We start from the raw sequence: 17,483 nt of genomic DNA on the forward strand, positions 1-17,483 counted from the left end.
TTATGAGATAGCTAATTCAAATAAGGGAGAATCCTCTAATGCCCCAGTCAATACATCTCCGATGGCAACAGGACCCACACCCGCAGGTGTACCGGTAAAAATATAATCCCCCGTTTTTAGCGTAAAATACTTGGAGACTTCTTCAATCAGTTCTGCTACATTCCAAATCATCAACTCAGAATTTCCATCTTGAACTAATGCTCCGTTTTTGTGCAACGTAAAGTGAATAGGGTTTTCCAGAATGGAAGGTTCAAAAGGCTGCATTGCACTAACAAAGGCAGAACCATTAAAGGCTTTGGCTTTTTCCCAAGGAAGTCCTTTTTCCTTTAATTTACTCTGTACATCTCTAGCTGTAAAGTCAATACCTAAGCCGTAAGAATCGATGTACTTGTGTGCAAATTTAGCTTCAATATTTTTGCCCACTTTGCCTATCCTAAATACTAACTCTAATTCGTAATGAACGTCAGAGGAGAATTTAGGATAGTAAAAGTGACTATTTGCATCTATTAAAGCCGTATCAGGCTTTAAGAAGACCACCGGTTCAGTAGGCCTTTCATTCGATAATTCAGTAATATGATCTACGTAATTACGACCGATGCAAATAATTTTCATGGCTTATTTCAATACTTCTGATACTAAACGAGCGGCATCTTTTAATAAAACAGCTGAGAATACTTTCAAGCCAGAGTTATTAATGATCGCAGCACCTTCTTCTGCATTTGTTCCTTGTAGACGAACAATGATAGGGATATTAATCTCACCAATATTTTTGTACGCTTCTACCACCCCATTTGCAACGCGATCACAACGAACGATACCACCGAAGATATTGATCAAGATTGCTTTTACATTGGGATCTTGTAGGATAATGCGGAAACCAGCTTCAACTGTTTTCGCGTTTGCTCCACCCCCTACATCAAGGAAGTTAGCGGGATCGCCACCAGATAATTTAATAATATCCATAGTAGCCATCGCTAAACCAGCTCCGTTTACCATGCAACCTACGTTACCATCTAATTTAACGTAGTTAAGATCATTTTCAGATGCTTCTACCTCTAATGGATCTTCTTCTTCGATATCACGTAAAACCGCTAAGTCTTTGTGACGGAATAAAGCATTATCATCTAAGTTCACTTTAGCATCTACCGCTAAGATTTTATCATCAGATGTCTTCAACACAGGGTTGATTTCAAACATAGATGAATCAGTCTCTACATAAGCACGGTACAATGATTGGATGAATTTAACCATCTCTTTCAAAGCAACTCCACTTAAGCCTAAAGCAAAGGCTACCTTACGTGCCTGGAAGTCTTGTAGACCTACACGTGGATCGATCCATTCTTTAATGATTTTTTCTGGGCTATGCTCCGCTACCTCTTCGATGTCCATTCCACCTTCCGTACTTGCCATGATGACATTGCAAGCCTTTGCGCGGTCTAATAAGATCGATAAATAGTACTCCTTCGGCTCAGAATCGCCAGGATAATACACATCTTCAGAAATTAAAACTTTGTTAACTTTCTTTCCTTCAGGACCAGTTTGATGCGTAATTAATTGCATTCCCAATATTTGAGAAACGCGCTCTTTTACTTCATCTAAACTTTTAGCTAGTTTAACACCGCCCCCTTTTCCACGGCCACCCGCATGAATTTGAGCTTTAACAACAAACCATCCCGTGCCAGTCTGAGCTTTCAATTGCTCAGCCGCTGAAATAGCGTTGTCAACAGAGTCAATCACAATTCCTTCTTGAATGCGCACTCCGTAACCTTTTAAGATTTCTTTCGCTTGATATTCGTGAATATTCATTTAGTAAAATTTTAATTTCGTGAAATTACTATTTATTTGCGTAAATATTAAATAACCAGTCATTCATTCGTATTTTCTAAAAAAAAGACAAAAAAATGTTAGAATTAAAAAATATTTCCAAAAGTTATGGAACTCAATTAATTCTAGACAATATCTCTTTACAAGTAATGGAGTCTGAAATGGTGAGTATTTTAGGCCCATCAGGATCTGGTAAAAGTACGCTGCTGCAGATTATGGGCTTATTAATGAAAGCAGATGCTGGTCAAATATACTTAGATGGGATTGATTATGCTGCGCTATCAGAAAAAGATCAAGCTACATTCCGAAATAAGAAACTAGGTTTCGTCTTTCAGTTTCATCATTTATTAGGCGAGTTTACTTGTGAAGAAAACATCAAGTTCCCTCTCTTTATTAAAGGTGGTAAACTGGGTGAAGCTGATTTAGAACTATTTGATAAAATAGTCCAAACCTTAGGAATTCAACCCATTCTGCATAAATTACCTTCACAAATATCAGGTGGAGAGCAACAGCGAGTAGCGGTTGCCCGCGCTTTGATTAATCGCCCTACCCTCTTGTTAGCGGATGAGCCCACAGGTAATTTGGATAATAAGAATGCAGAAACATTGTATGCCCTGTTTGTTGAATTAAAAGCGGTTTGGCAACAACGGATAATCATGGTTACGCACAATGAGAAATTAACCTCCCATTCTGATCAGGTTATTTATCTAAATTCCGGTAGAATCGAATAGAATTACTGCCAAAATGTCATAAATTTGCAATCTAAATTTCATTGATTGTAAAATGCAAGATTTAAAAGTACTGACGAAGGAAGAGAAAGAGGGTTTGGATGTTCCAAGAATTTCGGAGGATCAGGTGGCAGAGAACTCTTTTGGAAGAAAGGTTTATATCGAAAGTTATGGCTGTCAAATGAATTTTGCAGACTCCGAAGTCGTGACCGCCATCCTACAAGAAAACGGTTACGTTACAACATCTAACGTTAAAGAAGCCCATACCATTTTATTAAATACGTGTGCCATTCGCGAAAACGCGGAACATAAGATTCGCCATCGTCTTCAGGTATTCACTCATTTAAAGGCAAAGAATCCTGCATTAACTGTAGGGATTTTAGGTTGTATGGCGGAACGCTTGAAGACCAAGTTAATCGATGATGAAAAGATTGTCGATTTAGTAGCCGGTCCAGATGCGTATCGTGATCTTCCTGCGCTATTAGACGAAGTTTCGAATGGCCAAAAAGCCATCAACGTTTTCCTCTCTCGCGAGGAAACTTACGGCAACATCGAACCTGTTCGACTAAATTCAAACGGTGTTACGGCTATGGTCAGTATCATGCGTGGTTGCGACAATATGTGTACTTTCTGCGTTGTTCCTTATACGAGAGGACGCGAAAGATCACGTGATTTACCATCAATTATCGCAGAATGCGAGAAATTATTCCAGCAAGGTTATCGGGAAGTAACTTTACTTGGTCAAAACGTAGACTCCTACAAATGGACCTCTGAAGAGGGTCAATTGGTCAATTTTGCCCATTTACTGGAGGCCGTTGCCTTAGTCAGTCCTTTGTTACGCGTTCGATTCTCTACTTCGCATCCAAAAGATATCACAGACGAAGTATTGTATACGATGAAGAAATACGATAACATCTGTAAGAATATTCATTTACCTGCACAGAGCGGGAGTAATCGAATTTTGGAATTAATGAAGCGTTCGTATACTCGAGAATGGTACCTAGACCGAATTAAGTCCATCCGAAACATTTTAGGTGAAGAATGCGGCGTTTCTCAAGATATGATTGCTGGGTTCTGCACTGAGACTGAAGAAGATCACCAGGACACTTTATCCTTGTTAGCGGAAGTAGAATATGATTTTGGATATATGTTTGCTTATTCTGAGCGACCAGGAACACCAGCGGAAAAGAAATTAACAGATGATGTGCCAGAAGAAGTAAAGATGCGTCGTCTGCAGGAAATTATTGATTTACAACGCATACATTCTGCTAAACGCAATGAAATGTGGGTGGGTAGAAAGGTGCAAGTTTTAGTTGAGGGAGATTCGAAGAAATCGAAACTACATCATTTTGGAAAAATTGATTCAAATAAAGTAGTCGTTTTTCCAAAAGGAAATGAAGTTAAAGGAGATTATGTATTTGTCAATGTAACTCATTGTACATCAGGAACTTTATTAGGTGAATTATGTTAGATAATAGTCATCTTGCCAGTATAAAAGCACGATTTGGGATCATAGGCAATGCCCCTGCCCTTTTGCGTGCCATTTCTGTAGCGGAACAAGTAGCCGCGACGGATATGACCGTATTGATTACAGGGGAAAGTGGTTCAGGTAAAGAATCCTTTTCTAAAATTATTCATTCCCTTTCTAAACGCAAACATGGTGCCTTTATCGCTGTAAACTGTGGTGCAATACCGGAAGGAACGATTGATTCTGAATTGTTTGGGCATGAGAAAGGATCTTTTACAGGTGCTATTGAAGCGCGTAAAGGATATTTTGAAGTAACGGATGGGGGAACCATCTTTCTAGATGAAATAGCCGAAATGCCTCTAGGTACTCAAGCACGGTTGTTGCGTGTGTTAGAGAATGGGGAATTTTACCGTGTTGGATCCTCTAAAGTACAAAAGACCAATGCGCGCGTTGTGGCTGCCACGAATCTCAACTTACAGCAGGCCATTGAAAAAGGAAAATTCAGAGAGGATCTGTATTATCGATTAAGTACAGTTCCTATTTACGTTCCACCTTTGCGTGAACGCGGAGATGACATTGAATTACTTTTCAGGAAGTTTACGACTGATTTTTCGGAATCACATCGAGTAAAACCGATTATGCTGACGAAAGAAGCAAAAGATTTGCTTCAAAAACAGCGTTTTCCAGGTAATATACGTCAATTAAAAAATTTGGCAGAACAAATTTCAGTTTTGGAATTAGGCGATCGAATCATAGATGAATTGCAGTTACAGTATTATTTGGACTTCAATGAGCCCAAATTAGGCAATTCGGTCGTCAAATCAGATGCTTTTTCCGGTCCTGAGGGAATGAATGAGCGGGAGATCTTGTATAAAATCTTGTTTGATTTAAAGCGAGATGTAACAGAATTGAAAAAGATATTATTGAAAGTAGTGGAATCAGATCAGTCCAAAGCGTACGAGATTCTACACGATAATATGGCCATCTTTGAGGATGTTAGAAATCATCCTGAAGTGAGTAATACACCTTCTGGATTATCTTTACCTGTACACGAGCAAGAGGAGATGAAATATGAAGATGAACCCATTGATTCGAATTATGAAGAGGTCATCTTACCTGCTAACGATGTGACGTTATCCTTAGAGAAACAAGAAAAAGAAATCATTATCCGAGCCTTAAAGAAGAATAAGAACAAACGTAAGTACGCGGCAAAAGATTTAGGAATCTCGGAACGTACTTTGTACCGTAAAATCAAGCAATATGATTTGGAAGAAATGGATTAATGTATTCGTTTTGGGAGCAGTAATAGTGGGTTTATCCTCCTGTTATAGCTTTAAAGGAGCTAGTTTAGATCCTAACCTTAAGACAATACAAGTCAGCAATATCCGCATGGAAACAGCTGGTGGTCCCGCTAACCTTAGTTTGGAATTAAATGAAAAGTTAAAAGAGTACTTTCAGCGCAACACCTCATTAAAGATTAATAATAAGAACCCTGATTTATTAATTGAGGGAAGTATTGTAGGTTATGAATTAACGCCTCAAGCACCTACTGGAGATGATAAAGCCGGATTAAATCGCATTACATTGCGTGTTCAATTTCGGTTGATAAATCGTTTAGATGAGGACAAGAATTTTGAACAAGAATTTTCATTCTATCAAGATTTTCCACAAAGTCAGACATTGACACAAGTGGAAAAAGCTTTGATTCCTAAATTAGTAGATCAGATTATTTTAGATTTGTTTAATAAAATTGCGGGAGACTGGTAATATGGAAACTTCGAAAGCACAAAAGCTTTGGTTCTTATTGAACAAAATTGATCGGTCGGATCAAATGGACCTAAATCAGGATAAAGCTATTTATCCCTATTTCTATTTACTTCATTGGAATGAGCGTTTTTCTATTTTAAAGCAGCAAAAGATTGCGCTTCAGTCTTCTCAACGCAGACAATACTTTGAGTCTATTTATGATATTTCTAGTGAAATGGAAGAAATACCAGAAATTATTCCTGCAGAAGAAATCAAAGCCCTACAAGATTCCCTTATTGATCAGTTTATTTTAAATCAGCCTACTTTAGCTAAACCCAAAAGAAGTGATTTAGATGATACCCCTCAAGAAGATTTAGCAGCCACAACGTTTGCCCTACCCGTATCTGAAACGGTGGCTATTCTATTAACAAAGCAAGGTAAATATTTACAAGCGATTGAATTATATGAGAAGTTAAGTTTGATTAAACCTGAAAAAAGACTTTACTTTGCAACTCGAATTTTAGAAATACAAAATTTACTAACAGAATAAATATGTTTACTTTATTAATTTCATTGATTGTTATCTTTTCAGCCTTGTTAGTTGTGCTTATTTTAGTACAAAACCCGAAAGGTGGTGGTATTAGCGGAGAATTTTCTTCTTCTGGGGCTACTCAGATGTTTGGCGTTCAAAAAACGGGTGATCTTGTGGAACAATTAACTTGGGGTTTCTCCATTGCTATTTTGGTTTTAGTTTTAGTAACTAATTTCACTTTATCCGATGCTAAAGAAACAAGTACTTCTGTAAACGTAGAAAAAGCAGCTACTAAAACGGTACCTGTTGCTCCTGCTCCAGTAGCGCCTAAGCAATAGTTTTTACTTATATAGTCTTTTTAATACTGCCAAAATTTCAGCAATGAGTTTTGGCATTATTATTGTATAAGCCTTTGTACCATGTTCGCATGGATGTATAATCTCTAATTTAAAATTAAATTTATAACACATGTCAAATTTAAGTATTAAGCCCTTAGCGGATCGGGTTGTTGTAGAACCAGCTCAAGCTGAAGAAAAAACAGCATTTGGTATCATTATTCCTGACACAGCGAAAGAGAAACCACAAAAAGGAACAATCGTAGCGGTGGGAAATGGAAAGAAAGACGAGCCTATCACTGTAAAAGTAGGTGATTCAGTTTTGTACGGTAAATACTCTGGTACAGAAATCACTATTGACGGTAAAGATTACCTAATCATGCGTGAGTCTGACATTTTTGCAGTTTTATAATTTTAACAATTCATTAATTACAAAATCATATGGCAAAGGAACTATTTTTCGACAGCGAAGCGCGCGAAAAGATGAAAAGAGGGGTTGATACCCTTGCAAATGCAGTTAAAGTAACTTTAGGACCTAAAGGTCGCAATGTTATTATTGATAAGAAATTCGGTTCCCCATCGATTACAAAAGATGGTGTATCGGTAGCAAAAGAAATTGAATTAGAGGACGCTGTGGAAAACATGGGTGCTCAATTAGTAAAAGAGGTTGCTTCTAAAACCGCTGATCAGGCTGGTGACGGTACAACAACTGCCACTGTATTAGCTCAATCTATCTACACCATTGGTTCTAAAAACGTAGCTGCGGGTGCCAATCCAATGGATTTGAAACGCGGTATAGAGAAGGCGGTTGACGCAATCGTAGCTGATTTGAAAAAACAATCTCGTGCGATCACCACTTCTAAAGAAATTGCTCAGGTAGCAACGATTTCTGCAAACAATGATTCTGAAATCGGAACGATGATTTCTTCAGCTATGGAGAAAGTCGGTCGTGAAGGTGTTATTACCGTAGAAGAAGCTCGTGGTACTGAAACTGAAGTAAAAACAGTAGAAGGTATGCAGTTCGATCGTGGTTATTTATCTGCTTACTTCGTAACAAATACAGACAAAATGGAGGTTGAATTAGAAAAACCATTCATTTTGATCTCTGAGAAGAAGGTTTCTTCTATGAAGGAATTACTTCCTGTATTAGAAGCAGTAGCACAAACGGGTCGTCCCCTATTGATCATCTCTGAAGATGTGGATGGAGAGGCTTTAGCTACTCTAGTTGTTAACAAAATGCGCGGAGCATTGAAAGTGGCTGCTGTGAAGGCTCCAGGTTTCGGTGATCGTCGTAAAGCGATGCTAGAAGATATCGCGATCTTAACGGGCGGTACTGTTATCGCAGAAGAAAGAGGTTTCAAATTAGAAAATGCAACGATCGAATATTTAGGTCAAGCTGAGAAAGTGATCATTGACAAAGACAATACGACTATTGTAAATGGCGCTGGATCAAAAGACAATATTGAAAATCGTGTGAATCAGATCAAAGCTCAAATCGAGAATACAACATCTGATTACGATCGTGAGAAATTACAAGAGCGTTTAGCTAAGTTATCCGGTGGTGTAGCTATTCTTTACATCGGTGCTGCTACGGAAGTAGAGATGAAAGAGAAGAAAGACCGCGTTGATGATGCATTACACGCTACTCGTGCCGCTGTTGAAGAAGGTATCGTAGCTGGTGGTGGTGTCGCACTTATTCGCGCTATCCAAGCTTTAGATAAATTAAAAGGCGAAAATGAAGATCAATTAACAGGTATCAACATCATCCGTCAAGCAGTTGAATCACCATTACGTACTATCGTTGCGAATGCGGGTGGTGAAGGTTCTGTAGTAATCAATGCTGTAAAAGCTGGGAAAGATGATTTCGGTTACAATGCACGCGAAGATAAATATGAAAATATGATCGCTGCGGGTATTATTGACCCTACTAAGGTTACACGTTTAGCATTAGAAAATGCTGCGTCTATCGCAGGCTTGTTGTTAACAACAGAGTGTGTGATTGCTGACAAACCGGCAAACGAACCAGCTCATGGACATGGCCCAGGTGGCGGTGGAATGGGTGGAATGATGTAATTTTAATTAGATTAATCCTTGAAAACTCCCCATATTTGGGGAGTTTTTTTTTGAATATGAGCGTATGAAAAGAATTGCCATTGATATGGATGACGTTTTGGCGAAGACCACGCACGTTATCATTGATCGAATTAATCAATTAGTTGAAAAAAAATATAGTTACGAAGAACTAATGTCAGGGAATACATCCGTGAAAGAAGAGTTTTATAGTCACTATTTAGCTAATAACTCCTTTTTATGGGAACCGGGTTTCTTTGAACATATTCCCGTAAATGAAGATGCCATAGAGGTAGTCAAAAAATTAACGGAACGCTATGAAGTTTTCATCGTTTCTGCAGCTACCGAATTTCCTAATTCACTAAAAGAGAAAATAGGATGGATGGAGCAATATTTTCCTTTTATCACGTGGAAACATATCGTTTTCTGTGGGCATAAACACATGATTCAAGCAGATTACTTGATTGATGATCATGAAAAGAATTTACACACATTTACGGGCACTCCCCTCCTATTTACTGCACCGCACAATTTGCATATCCATGATTTCCAGCGGGTCAATAATTGGAAGGAAGTTGAAAAATTACTGTTAGATTGATGAAAAAGGCGCGTTTTAGTATTGGTATTTTATTTTTTATTTGTGGTTTAAATTTCGCCACTTGGGCTACGCGTATTCCTGATTTCAAATCGTTTTTAAGCCTTTCTGATGCACAATTAGGAACAGTTCTGATGGGGCTACCGATTGGTTCATTAGTCTCTTTGCCTATTGCAGGTTGGTTATTGACTAAGTACGCCTCTCGCTGGATTTGTATCATGGCGATAGTACTGTATGTAATTGTAATCCCTAGCTTAAGTCTATTGAGCTCACCTATTACCTTATTTGTGGGTCTTTTCTTTTTTGGAATGGCAGGGGATATTATGAATATAGCCATGAATACACAGGTGGTTAGTTTAGAGGCTAAAATGAATAAGATCATTATGTCGTCCTTTCATGCGGTGTTTTCCATAGGTTTAATGGCAGGTGCCTTTTTAGGTGGAATTTTAGAGAAGGAACATTTTACAACTACCGAACATTTTAGTTTAGTGGCCTTATCTAATATTTTATTAATTCCATTCAGTTTTCCGAATCTGTTGACGGATAAGCCAGTACAAGATGAGTCCAAACCAAAATCCTCTATCTTAAATTTAGGTCCATATCTGATTATTCTTTCCTTTATTGCTTTTTGTGGCATGTTATGTGAAGGGGCTATGGCGGATTGGATCTCTTTGTATTTCAAAGAATACAGCCCAGACTCCCCTTTCCCAATTACGATTGGTTTTTCTTTCTTTGCTGCGGCGATGGTGTTAGGACGTTTTGTAGGAGATAAAATTTCACTGAAATATGGTGTGTCTAACATATTAATAGTAAATGGCATTTTAATAGGCTTAGGGATGTTGCTTACGCTTTTATTTTCCTCCATTTACCTTAAAATAGGCGGTTGTTTTTTAACTGGAATTGGAATATCCACTATTGTCCCGTTAATCTATTCACAAGCGGGAAATCAGAAAGAAATTATGCCTTCCATTGCCATAGCTGGAGTGTCTACGATTGCCTATATAGGTTTTTTATTAGGTCCCGTATTAATTGGCTACTTATCTGATTTCGTGGGATTAGATAAAGCATTATTTCTGATTGTTGTTTTAGGATTCTTAGCGGCTTTTATTTCCAAAACTTGGGCAAGTAAAAAATGATCATCGAATACCGGAAACCTTCTGCGGCCTTAGCGCCATTTGTTGACCATTTGTGGGAAAAACAGGTGGACGTAACTGGTATTATACCCTATGATATAGAGACAATTTTTCCTGAGGATCAAACAGTGCTCACCTATTCATTGGGTATAGAGTATTTTCGGTCACATGCTAACACAGATCACTTTCAGCCGATTAATGGAATACAATTAGAAGGTTTGCATCAAGCTCCTAACTTTTATAAACACCAACCAGGTATTCACATTTTTGGTGTTAAATTTCGGGTGGGAGGGCTATTTGCTTTTTTGCCCTCTCCTATTTCTGCAACGAATAATGAGAGTTCTGCAGCAGACACGCTCTTGCCAGATCTCCCATCATTACGTCTAACAAACAATTTTGATGAACGTTGCGAAACAATAGAAGCCTACTTATTAGCCCATTTGATTGAAAAACAGGCTAAAAAGTATTTGAAATTATTATTGATGTTGCAGGAGCTCGAAGGTGATTCAACATCGATGCCTAGTTCCTATAAAACACTATCCAGACTATTTCAGGAAGTAATAGGTATCAGCCCAAAGGAATACGTTCAAATCAAACGAATTAATCAATCTTTGGCCTTATTCGCTTCGACTAAAGACATTAAAAGTCAGGATTTAGCGGATCAATTAGGATATTATGATTCCGCTCATTTTATCAATGAGTTCAAGAAGTATACCGGTAAAACACCTAAGAGCCTTAAGAATAGTCTTTTTGACATGAAGGATTCTGAATTCATTGATGAGTTTAAGCAATACATTTCTCCTGAGCATTTGCTTCATTACACCTCGATTTTTCACAAGAATTCATAATTGTCCTTTTTTTACAATTTATATCCCATAAAAATTTCTAAATTTTGTGTGAAACAAATATCACTATGAATAAACACGTTATTTTTTGGTCTATTACTGTTGGATTAGGCGGACTCTTATTTGGTATGGACGTTGCTGTCATTTCTGGTGCAGAACTAGCTATTCAACAACTTTGGCAATTAGACTCATTTACGCACGGATTAGCCATAGCTGCGGCTTTATATGGTACAGTCATAGGTGCTGCACTAGGTGGAATTCCGGCTGATCTATTCGGACGTAAGAAGACTTTATTTTGGATAGGTCTAAGCTTTTTTATCTCCTCTATAGGGGCAGCCATCGCACCTGACGTAAATTTATTTATGTTATTCCGATTCTTAGGTGGCTTAGGAATTGGAGCTTCATCCGTGGTAGCTCCAATTTATATCTCAGAAATTGCCCCAGCTAAGCATAGAGGTAAATTAGTCATCTCGTTTCAACTGAATATCGTTCTTGGTATTTTGATCGCTTACGTGTCTAATTACTTTATTCAAGGGATGGAAAACGATTGGCGCATTATGTTAGGTGTTGTGTCTCTTCCTTCACTATTATTCTCTGTATTGATTTTATTAACGCCTGAAACCCCTCAGTTTTTATTATTAAAACGCAATGATCTAGCTGGAGCACGTAAGGTTTTAGAATTAGCAGATCCTAATCCAGAAGAGACGATTGAACGTATTCAAAATAATGCCAAACAAAGCACGGAGAAAGAGCGCTTGTTTTCAGGGAAATTTGTTTGGCCTTTGACCTTAGCCTTTCTGTTTGCTTTTTTCAACCAAATGTCAGGCATCAATGCCATTATCTATTATGCTCCGCGAATCTATGAATTAACAGGTTTAGGAAAAGAAAGTGCCTTGTTGTCCACAGCCGGTATTGGTATTGCTAATTTATTATTTACCTTACTAGGCTGGTATTTAATTGATCGTGTAGGCCGCCGAATATTGATGTATATCGGTTCAATTGGCTATATTGTTACGCTAAGTTTAATTGCTTATGCCTTCTATACGGAAAGCTACACTTTTGTCCCTGTTTATATTTTTGCATTCATTGCATCACATGCAATTGGGCAAGGATCTGTTATTTGGGTATTTATTTCAGAGATCTTCCCTAATTCTGTGCGCGCATCAGGTATGGCTTGGGGATCTTTAACACACTGGGTGTTTGCCGCGTTAGTGGCTAATTTCTTTCCTTTGTTCACTGAAAGTTATGGTGGTACACTCATCTTTGGATTTTTTGCGGTGATGATGGTAGCTCAATTAGCCTATGTGACTTTTATGATGCCAGAGACGAAAGGAGCGAATTTGGAAGACATTGAAAAACAAGTAATCATGCATTAATGGTATTACTATGATATATTTCGATCCTAACAGCAGCAAACCAAAGTACCAACAATTAATTGATGGTATCATTGATGGAATTAATTCCGGCTTATTAGAGCATGGAAAACAATTACCCTCCATTAACAAAGTGGCTAGTGAGTTCAATATGGCTCGCATGACCGTGACAAAGGCCTACGATGATTTGCGCGAAAAGGGTTTAATTAGTTCCCATCACGGTAAGGGATTCTATGTATCGAGTACGAATACAAAAAATGCCTTGCGTGTTTTCATTTTAATGGATGCTTTAACACCCTACAAAGAGATTTTGTACGAAAGTATTATCCAAAACTTAGGAGAAGACGTAAGCCACAATTTGTTCTTCCACTACCATGATATGGAATTGTTTGAGGAGTTAATTACGAACAATTTGGGAAAATACAATCACTACATCATCCTACCCCACTTTAATATAAGTGTAGCTAGAATCGTATCGAAAATACCGAAGGATAAATTATTAGTGCTGGATATTAATATCAAAGAATTTAGTGATGACTATTCGATTCTTTTCCAAAACTTTGAATCTAATATTTACCAAGGTCTAAGTACCTCTTTAGAGAAAGTTAAGAAATACCAGCAGATCAACTTGGTTTTAAGTTCGAAAAGTTTCCAATATACACCGGATGGAATCATTCAAGGATTTACGAAATTCTGTACTGTCAATGACTTAGAATTCGATATCATTCCTGATTTAGATGACGATTATGAACTACAAATGAATCAGGCCTATATCGTCTTTAGGGAATACGATCTGATCAAAATGATTAATTGGACTACAAAGAACAAATTAAAGGTCGGAAAAGACGTAGGAATCATTTCCTATGATGATACACCGTTAAAGGAAATCATCGCCGAAGGCATATCTGTCATTTCAAATGATTTTAAGAAAATGGGACAACGCGCTGCTCAAATGATCATTAATCGAGAGAAAGGGCGTGAGTCAAACGAATTCTATTTTATTGATAGAGGTTCCTTATAGATCTAAATGCACATTGAGCCAGCCTGCATCCATTTTTACTCCTAGCGTGTTATAGAAGTCTATAGCCGGTTGATTCCAATCCAACACTTGCCACATCATACCCGTACATTTAGTGCGCTTTGCTTCATCGATGGCTTCCATAATCAAGCGCTTACCTAATCCTTTGCCTCTGAAACATTCTTTGATGTACAAATCCTCTAAATAGAATCGTCTACCCTTCCATGTCGAGAAGCGGTAATACCAAAGAGAAAATCCGCCTAATTCTCCATTCATATATATAAGATTCGCGGAAAATAAGGGATTATCAGAAAATCCGCCAGCCACATAATCATCGATTGTGGAACTAACTTCTTCGGGAGCCTTTTCAAAAATGGCTAATTCCATCACTAAATCACGGACCAAGCTAATATCTTCTTTAGTCGCTCTACGTATTTCTATCTTATCCATTAATAGCTCTTAGTTTAGTTAATAAGGTTAAAAAGTCTTCCGGAAATTCTTGCTCAAACTGCATAAATTCGTTCGTTGTCGGATGTACAAAACCTAACGAATAGGCGTGCAAAGCTTGCCTTGGACAAATTTTAAATGCGTTGTCAATAAAGGATTTATAGCCTGCCATCGAAGACATATAGCGAATTTTATCACCACCATAAGTAGCATCCGAGAACAAAGGGTGACCAATTGATTGAAAATGGGCCCTGATTTGATGGGTTCTGCCTGTTTCTAGTTTAAATCGAACGAAAGATGCGAAACCAAAGGATTCTACCACTTCATAATGCGTGATGGCTATTTTACCTAATTCATGATCATCTGGGAAAATGGTCATTACTTTTCTATCCTTCGGGCTACGGCCGATTTTACCTTTTAAAGTACCTTTTGATTCTTTAGGAACACCCCAACAAATCGCGTAATAGGTTCTTTCAATACTATGCTCAAAAAATTGTTGGCCTAAAAAATTGAGGGCAAACTCCGTTTTACCAATCACCAATATGCCCGATGTGTCTTTATCAATCCGATGTACTAGGCCAGGACGGATATCTTTTTGTCCGGGAAGACTTTGGCAATGAAACAATAAACCATTCACTAGCGTACCTGACCAATTACCTTGCGCAGGATGTACCACCATTCCTGGCGATTTATTGACTAAAATTAACTGTTCGTCCTCATAAATAATATCGATTGGGATATCTTCAGGATATACCTCTTTATCGCGTGGAGGAGTAGCAAATGATACAGAAATCGCATCGAGAGGCTTAACCCGGTAATTAGACTTAATCAACCCTCCATTTACTTTCACAGACCCCGCATCAATTCCCACTTGAATTTTATTGCGACTGGTGCCTGCAATTTTAATCATCAAATATTTGTCGATTCTGAGTAATTGCTGACCTTTGTCAACGGTGAAATTAAAATGCTCAAATAAATCATCTTCCTCTTCGGAATCAGGAGCACTCATTTCTGGATCGATGGCCATAGCAAATTTTGAATTTGACGCGTTACACTTACCGTCTCCGACAGAAGAGATTTTTGATGAATGCTGGAATTCAAAAGGAATTCAGGTGTTTGTCAAAAGAGACGACCTCATCCATCCCATCATATCGGGAAATAAGTGGCGCAAATTAAAAAATTATCTCCAAACCTTTTCATTTAGCACACATTCTGGCCTATTAAGTTTTGGTGGAGCGTACTCTAATCACCTGTATGCCCTAGCCTTCGCTGGTCACTCTCTCGGAATTCCGACAGTTGGAATTATCCGCGGTGAAGAGTTAACTGCAGGAAGTAATACCTATTTGAGCCAAATGAATTCTTGGGGAATGCAATTGCATTTTATCTCGAGAACGGACTATCGTTCTAAATCCATTCCATCTGCTTATGAAAATTACGCTGTCATTGCGGAGGGTGGATTTGGCGAATTAGCGATTCAAGGGCTAGAGAATCTAGTGAGTGAGTTACCTGTTTTTGATTTGATATATACCGCTGTTGGAACAGGTGCCACAGCTATAGGAATTGCAAAGCATACCAAGAAACCGGTGATAGGTGTATTGACATTAAATAACCGCACAGAAATAGAGGCGCATTCATTGCCTACCAATTTGAACATAGAAGATGCCTATGTTTTTGGTAAATATGCTAAACAGAATGATGAATTAGATCTGTTTTGTGCTGAATTCTATCAGAAACACGGTTTTCCTATCGAACCCATTTATACCGGTCGGATGTTTTACGCCTTAACAGAACACATAAAAAATGGCCACATAGCTCCGAATACGAAACTAGTGGCCATCCATACCGGAGGTGTAAAGTAATTACCCTACCGAACCTTCTAATGAAATAGCTAACAGCTTTTGCGCTTCGACTGCAAATTCCATTGGTAATTGATTCAATACTTCTTTAGCATATCCATTAACGATTAAAGCAATCGCAGTTTCGGTACTTAAACCACGCTGGTTGCAATAAAAGATTTGATCCTCCCCAATTTTGGAAGTAGTCGCCTCGTGTTCAACAGATGCCGTATTATTCTTTACCTCAAGATAGGGGAATGTATGTGCACCGCACTTATCTCCTAGTAATAAAGAATCGCATTGCGAGAAATTCTTAGATCCATCTGCTTTTCTAGCTACTTGAACTAAACCACGATACGAATTCTGAGAGAATCCAGCCGAAATACCTTTCGATACAATACGGGACTTAGAATGCTTCCCTAAGTGAATCATTTTAGTGCCGGTATCAGCTTGTTGATAATTATTAGTTACCGCAACAGAGTAGAATTCACCAATCGAATAATCCCCTTTTAAGATAACTGATGGGTATTTCCAAGTCACCGCAGAACCAGTTTCTACCTGAGTCCAAGACAACTTTGAATGCGCACCATCACAAATACCCCGTTTTGTTACGAAATTATAAATACCACCTTTTCCTTCTTTATCGCCAGGGTACCAGTTTTGTACCGTTGAATACTTCACTTCAGCACCCGCATGTACATAAATTTCTACCACCGCAGCGTGTAATTGATTTTCATCGCGCATCGGGGCTGTACAACCTTCTAAGTACGAAACATAGGATTCATCTTCCGCCACGATCAGGGTACGTTCAAATTGACCAGTGCCTGATGCATTGATACGGAAATAAGTAGATAATTCCATTGGGCAACGAACGCCTTTGGGAATATAACAAAACGATCCATCTGAAAATACGGCACTATTTAACGCAGCGAAGTAATTATCCTTCACCGGAACAACGGAGCCTAAATATTTCTTGATTAATTCTGGATGCTCTCTAACAGCCTCAGAAATAGAACAAAAGATCACTCCTTTTTCTGCCAAAGTCTCCTTAAACGTTGTCGCTACTGATACAGAATCGATAACAGCATCCACAGCCACGTTCGATAGACGCTTTTGTTCATCTAACGAAATACCTAATTTCTCAAAAGTTCTACGTAATTCGGGGTCAATCTCATCCAATGAATTCAATTGCTTCTTTTGAACCGGAGCTGAATAATACTTTAACTCATCGTATTTTGTGGGAGTATACAATAGATTAGCCCAATCTGGCTCGGCTAACGTTCTCCAGTATCGGTAAGCGGATAATCGCCATTCCAACATCCAATCCGGTTCATTCTTTTTCTCTGAAATAAAATGAATGATTGATTCACTTAAACCTATAGGAGCTTCGTCTGTCTCGAAATGAGATTCAAAACCGTATTTATAATCGGTTGAAGTTACTTCTTGTAAAATATCGTCTACTTTCTCTGCCATCATTTTGCATTTAGACTACAAAATTACAAAAGGATTTTGGAGAAAAATAGACTTAGTTTAG

General features: G+C 38.2%; 19 protein-coding genes. 14 read left to right on the forward strand and 5 right to left on the reverse strand.

The genetic code is table 11. The features are described from left to right. Together G9X63_RS10420 and sucC are read right to left on the reverse strand one after the other, a co-directional pair. Nucleotides 1-612, reverse strand: coding sequence for a fumarylacetoacetate hydrolase family protein (locus tag G9X63_RS10420; RefSeq protein ID WP_252622926.1), 612 nt, complete (start codon nt 610-612; stop codon nt 1-3). Nucleotides 613-615: 3 nt separating this feature from the next. Next, nucleotides 616-1,806, reverse strand: a complete 1,191-nt coding sequence (gene sucC / locus G9X63_RS10425; protein WP_130896713.1) for an ADP-forming succinate--CoA ligase subunit beta — start codon at nt 1,804-1,806, stop codon at nt 616-618. A 95-nt stretch (nt 1,807-1,901) separates the two neighbouring features. Here sucC and G9X63_RS10430 point away from each other — a divergent pair, with 95 nt between their 5' ends. The 13 genes from G9X63_RS10430 to G9X63_RS10490 all read left to right on the forward strand — a co-directional run bounded on the left by G9X63_RS10430 (nt 1,902) and on the right by G9X63_RS10490 (nt 13,670). Beyond that, nucleotides 1,902-2,555: an ABC transporter ATP-binding protein gene (locus G9X63_RS10430; RefSeq protein ID WP_252622928.1), complete on the forward strand. Its 654-nt coding sequence runs from the start codon at nt 1,902-1,904 to the stop codon at nt 2,553-2,555. A 52-nt stretch (nt 2,556-2,607) separates the two neighbouring features. Continuing rightward, complete coding sequence (gene miaB, locus G9X63_RS10435) at nt 2,608-4,023, forward strand: tRNA (N6-isopentenyl adenosine(37)-C2)-methylthiotransferase MiaB (RefSeq protein ID WP_252622930.1); 1,416 nt, start codon at nt 2,608-2,610, stop codon at nt 4,021-4,023. After that, a complete protein-coding gene (locus tag G9X63_RS10440; RefSeq protein ID WP_130896716.1) occupies nt 4,017-5,303 on the forward strand; it encodes a sigma-54 interaction domain-containing protein in 1,287 nt (428 codons plus the stop codon). The genes miaB and G9X63_RS10440 overlap by 7 nt, the downstream gene beginning before the upstream one ends. Next, a complete protein-coding gene (locus G9X63_RS10445) occupies nt 5,281-5,787 on the forward strand; it encodes an LptE family protein (protein ID WP_130896717.1) in 507 nt (168 codons plus the stop codon). The genes G9X63_RS10440 and G9X63_RS10445 overlap by 23 nt, the downstream gene beginning before the upstream one ends. A gap of 37 nt (nt 5,788-5,824) precedes the next feature. After that, nucleotides 5,825-6,316: a hypothetical protein gene (locus tag G9X63_RS10450; RefSeq protein ID WP_252622932.1), complete on the forward strand. Its 492-nt coding sequence runs from the start codon at nt 5,825-5,827 to the stop codon at nt 6,314-6,316. 2 nt (nt 6,317-6,318) lie between these two features. Then, on the forward strand, nt 6,319-6,636 hold the full coding sequence (gene secG, locus G9X63_RS10455; protein WP_130896719.1) for a preprotein translocase subunit SecG: 318 nt from the start codon (nt 6,319-6,321) through the stop codon (nt 6,634-6,636). A 130-nt stretch (nt 6,637-6,766) separates the two neighbouring features. Next, a complete protein-coding gene (locus G9X63_RS10460) occupies nt 6,767-7,045 on the forward strand; it encodes a co-chaperone GroES (RefSeq protein ID WP_223130676.1) in 279 nt (92 codons plus the stop codon). Between the two features lie 29 nt (nt 7,046-7,074). Continuing rightward, the gene (gene groL, locus G9X63_RS10465; RefSeq protein WP_130923324.1) at nt 7,075-8,706 is read left to right on the forward strand and encodes a chaperonin GroEL; all 1,632 of its coding nucleotides are present in this window, start codon (nt 7,075-7,077) and stop codon (nt 8,704-8,706) included. A 64-nt stretch (nt 8,707-8,770) separates the two neighbouring features. Beyond that, nucleotides 8,771-9,301: a 5' nucleotidase, NT5C type gene (locus G9X63_RS10470; protein ID WP_252622935.1), complete on the forward strand. Its 531-nt coding sequence runs from the start codon at nt 8,771-8,773 to the stop codon at nt 9,299-9,301. Continuing rightward, complete coding sequence (locus G9X63_RS10475; RefSeq protein WP_252622937.1) at nt 9,301-10,434, forward strand: MFS transporter; 1,134 nt, start codon at nt 9,301-9,303, stop codon at nt 10,432-10,434. The genes G9X63_RS10470 and G9X63_RS10475 overlap by 1 nt, the downstream gene beginning before the upstream one ends. Beyond that, on the forward strand, nt 10,431-11,279 hold the full coding sequence (locus G9X63_RS10480) for an AraC family transcriptional regulator (RefSeq protein WP_130896724.1): 849 nt from the start codon (nt 10,431-10,433) through the stop codon (nt 11,277-11,279). Before G9X63_RS10475 ends, G9X63_RS10480 begins: the two co-directional genes overlap by 4 nt. A 59-nt stretch (nt 11,280-11,338) precedes the next feature. Beyond that, nucleotides 11,339-12,652: a sugar porter family MFS transporter gene (locus G9X63_RS10485; protein ID WP_252624877.1), complete on the forward strand. Its 1,314-nt coding sequence runs from the start codon at nt 11,339-11,341 to the stop codon at nt 12,650-12,652. Between the two features lie 10 nt (nt 12,653-12,662). Continuing rightward, the gene (locus G9X63_RS10490) at nt 12,663-13,670 is read left to right on the forward strand and encodes a GntR family transcriptional regulator (protein ID WP_252622939.1); all 1,008 of its coding nucleotides are present in this window, start codon (nt 12,663-12,665) and stop codon (nt 13,668-13,670) included. Here G9X63_RS10490 and G9X63_RS10495 read toward each other — a convergent pair. Next, entirely contained in the window at nt 13,665-14,117 is a 453-nt protein-coding gene (locus G9X63_RS10495; protein ID WP_252622941.1) for a GNAT family N-acetyltransferase, read from the reverse strand. The genes G9X63_RS10490 and G9X63_RS10495 overlap by 6 nt on opposite strands. Further along, nucleotides 14,110-15,141, reverse strand: a complete 1,032-nt coding sequence (locus G9X63_RS10500; RefSeq protein ID WP_252622943.1) for an RluA family pseudouridine synthase — start codon at nt 15,139-15,141, stop codon at nt 14,110-14,112. Before G9X63_RS10500 ends, G9X63_RS10495 begins: the two co-directional genes overlap by 8 nt. On the opposite strand from G9X63_RS10500, the gene G9X63_RS10505 reads away from it, so the two are divergent. Next, complete coding sequence (locus G9X63_RS10505) at nt 15,134-15,973, forward strand: 1-aminocyclopropane-1-carboxylate deaminase/D-cysteine desulfhydrase (RefSeq protein WP_252622944.1); 840 nt, start codon at nt 15,134-15,136, stop codon at nt 15,971-15,973. The two genes, G9X63_RS10500 and G9X63_RS10505, sit on opposite strands and share 8 nt — an antisense overlap. On the opposite strand, the gene sufB is transcribed toward G9X63_RS10505, so the two are convergent. Then, nucleotides 15,974-17,422, reverse strand: a complete 1,449-nt coding sequence (gene sufB, locus G9X63_RS10510) for a Fe-S cluster assembly protein SufB (RefSeq protein WP_130896729.1) — start codon at nt 17,420-17,422, stop codon at nt 15,974-15,976. Between the last annotated feature and the right edge of the window lie 61 nt (nt 17,423-17,483).

Origin of the sequence: Aquirufa antheringensis (assembly GCF_023921165.1) — a bacterium.
Lineage (GTDB): Bacteria > Bacteroidota > Bacteroidia > Cytophagales > Spirosomataceae > Aquirufa > Aquirufa antheringensis.

What these genes read in the sequence shown, in the direction of transcription:
- G9X63_RS10420 (WP_252622926.1), bottom strand. Translation starts at nt 612, where the DNA reads ATGAAAATTATTTGCATCGGTCGTAATTACGTAGATCATATTACTGAA.
- sucC (WP_130896713.1), bottom strand. Translation starts at nt 1,806, where the DNA reads ATGAATATTCACGAATATCAAGCGAAAGAAATCTTAAAAGGTTACGGA.
- G9X63_RS10430 (WP_252622928.1), top strand. Translation starts at nt 1,902, where the DNA reads ATGTTAGAATTAAAAAATATTTCCAAAAGTTATGGAACTCAATTAATT.
- miaB (WP_252622930.1), top strand. Translation starts at nt 2,608, where the DNA reads ATGCAAGATTTAAAAGTACTGACGAAGGAAGAGAAAGAGGGTTTGGAT.
- G9X63_RS10440 (WP_130896716.1), top strand. Translation starts at nt 4,017, where the DNA reads ATGTTAGATAATAGTCATCTTGCCAGTATAAAAGCACGATTTGGGATC.
- G9X63_RS10445 (WP_130896717.1), top strand. Translation starts at nt 5,281, where the DNA reads ATGATTTGGAAGAAATGGATTAATGTATTCGTTTTGGGAGCAGTAATA.
- secG (WP_130896719.1), top strand. Translation starts at nt 6,319, where the DNA reads ATGTTTACTTTATTAATTTCATTGATTGTTATCTTTTCAGCCTTGTTA.
- G9X63_RS10460 (WP_223130676.1), top strand. Translation starts at nt 6,767, where the DNA reads ATGTCAAATTTAAGTATTAAGCCCTTAGCGGATCGGGTTGTTGTAGAA.
- groL (WP_130923324.1), top strand. Translation starts at nt 7,075, where the DNA reads ATGGCAAAGGAACTATTTTTCGACAGCGAAGCGCGCGAAAAGATGAAA.
- G9X63_RS10470 (WP_252622935.1), top strand. Translation starts at nt 8,771, where the DNA reads ATGAAAAGAATTGCCATTGATATGGATGACGTTTTGGCGAAGACCACG.
- G9X63_RS10475 (WP_252622937.1), top strand. Translation starts at nt 9,301, where the DNA reads ATGAAAAAGGCGCGTTTTAGTATTGGTATTTTATTTTTTATTTGTGGT.
- G9X63_RS10480 (WP_130896724.1), top strand. Translation starts at nt 10,431, where the DNA reads ATGATCATCGAATACCGGAAACCTTCTGCGGCCTTAGCGCCATTTGTT.
- G9X63_RS10490 (WP_252622939.1), top strand. Translation starts at nt 12,663, where the DNA reads ATGATATATTTCGATCCTAACAGCAGCAAACCAAAGTACCAACAATTA.
- G9X63_RS10495 (WP_252622941.1), bottom strand. Translation starts at nt 14,117, where the DNA reads ATGGATAAGATAGAAATACGTAGAGCGACTAAAGAAGATATTAGCTTG.
- G9X63_RS10505 (WP_252622944.1), top strand. Translation starts at nt 15,134, where the DNA reads ATGGCCATAGCAAATTTTGAATTTGACGCGTTACACTTACCGTCTCCG.
- G9X63_RS10500 (WP_252622943.1), bottom strand. Translation starts at nt 15,141, where the DNA reads ATGGCCATCGATCCAGAAATGAGTGCTCCTGATTCCGAAGAGGAAGAT.
- sufB (WP_130896729.1), bottom strand. Translation starts at nt 17,422, where the DNA reads ATGGCAGAGAAAGTAGACGATATTTTACAAGAAGTAACTTCAACCGAT.